The 1,440-nt window shown below is 53.5% G+C and carries 2 protein-coding genes; both read right to left on the bottom strand.

Translation table 11 applies throughout. The features are described from left to right. The coding region (locus JKK62_RS12425; protein ID WP_201428150.1) for a carbamoyl phosphate synthase preATP-grasp domain-containing protein at positions 1–275 on the bottom strand (275 nt) is incomplete at its 3' end. Positions 276–328: 53 nt separating this feature from the next. After that, the gene (locus JKK62_RS12420) at positions 329–1,411 is read right to left on the bottom strand and encodes a carbamoyl phosphate synthase small subunit (protein ID WP_201428149.1); all 1,083 of its coding nucleotides are present in this window, start codon (positions 1,409–1,411) and stop codon (positions 329–331) included. Positions 1,412–1,440 lie beyond the last annotated feature (29 nt).

The raw sequence follows: 1,440 nt of genomic DNA, 5'->3' as shown, positions 1-1,440 counted from the left end.
CCGCCGAGGGTCGAAAGCAGGCTGTCGGGTTTTTCCTTGATGATAATGCGCTTCACCACGTCGAGGGTGAGCGGCTCGATATAGATTTTATCCGCCATGGCGTTGTCGGTCATGATCGTCGCGGGGTTGGAGTTTACGAGGATAACCTCAAGACCCTCCTCCTTGAGGGCGCGGCACGCCTGGGTGCCGGCGTAGTCAAATTCGGCAGCCTGTCCGATGACGATGGGACCCGAGCCGATAACCATTACTCTTTTAATATCCTTTTTCAGTGGCATACTATCAATCCTTACTTTATAGAATGTTCAGCTATTTTTGAATATTTCTGAGATTACTGCTTGTTGTCGTCCATCATCTTGAGGAAGCGGTCGAAGAGGAACGAGGTGTCGAGCGGACCGCCGTGAGCTTCGGGATGGAACTGCACCGAAAAAGCCGGGAAGCTTGTGTAGGTTACGCCCTCGCAGGTGTTGTCGTTGCCGTTTACGTAGCTGACCTCGCTGTCCTCCGGCAGACTGTCGGAAACAACCGCGTAGCCGTGGTTCTGGGAGGTGATGTAAACCTTGCCTGTCTCGAGCTCCTTGACGGGCTGATTCGCGCCGCGGTGACCGTACTTGAGCTTTTCGGTCTTTGCGCCGTGGGCGAGTGCGAGCAGCTGGTGACCGAGGCAGATACCGAACATCGGAACCTTGCTCTCGGTGAGCTTTCTGAGCTCCTCGATGACAGCGGTGTTCTTTGCGGGATCTCCGGGGCCGTTCGAGAGCATAATGCCGTCGGGATTGAGCGCGAGGACTTCCTCGGCTTTGGTGTGAGCGGGAACAACCGTCAGGTTGCAGCCGCGCTTGTTGAGCTCTCTGCCGATGTTGTGCTTTGCACCGAAGTCCATGAGAACAACGTGGTACTTCGCGTTTTCAACGGGGAAGTTCTCGATCTCGGAGATCGTGGTTTTCTCAACCGCCTCGGTGATGACAAAGCCCTTGAGCTCATTGAGGATCTCGTCGGTCACCTCGGGTGTGTACTGAATACGGCAGTTCATAACGCCGTATTCGCGGACGATTCTGGTGAGCGCGCGGGTGTCAAGGCCGCAGATACCCGTAACGCCCTTCTCTTTTAAAAAGGTGTCAAGATCGCCCTCACTGCGGAAGTTGGACGGCGCTTGACACCATTCTCTTACAATATAACCATTGAGCGCGGGAGTAGGGGTCTCGAAATCCGAACGAATGACGCCGTAATTACCGATAAGAGGGAATGTGTGAAGAACCACCTGACCAAAGTAGCTGGGGTCGGTGAGTGTTTCAAGATAGCCTGTCATAGCGGTTGTAAAAACAAGCTCTCCCATAGTTTCCTTTTCGGCGCCAAATGCCTTGCCCTCAAAAACCGTTCCGTTTTCGAGCACTAAATACGCAGCACGACTCATAGTAACAATCCTTTCAAATAGTGGTTTAT

It is taken from the genome of Ruminococcus difficilis (genome assembly GCF_016680995.1).
The sequence above is the reverse complement of the archived record's forward strand: the minus strand, read 5'-3'. Positions and strand labels throughout refer to the sequence as shown.

Coding starts and splice junctions, on each gene's coding strand:
- JKK62_RS12420 (WP_201428149.1), bottom strand. CDS start 1,411: ATGAGTCGTGCTGCGTATTTAGTGCTCGAAAACGGAACGGTTTTTGAG.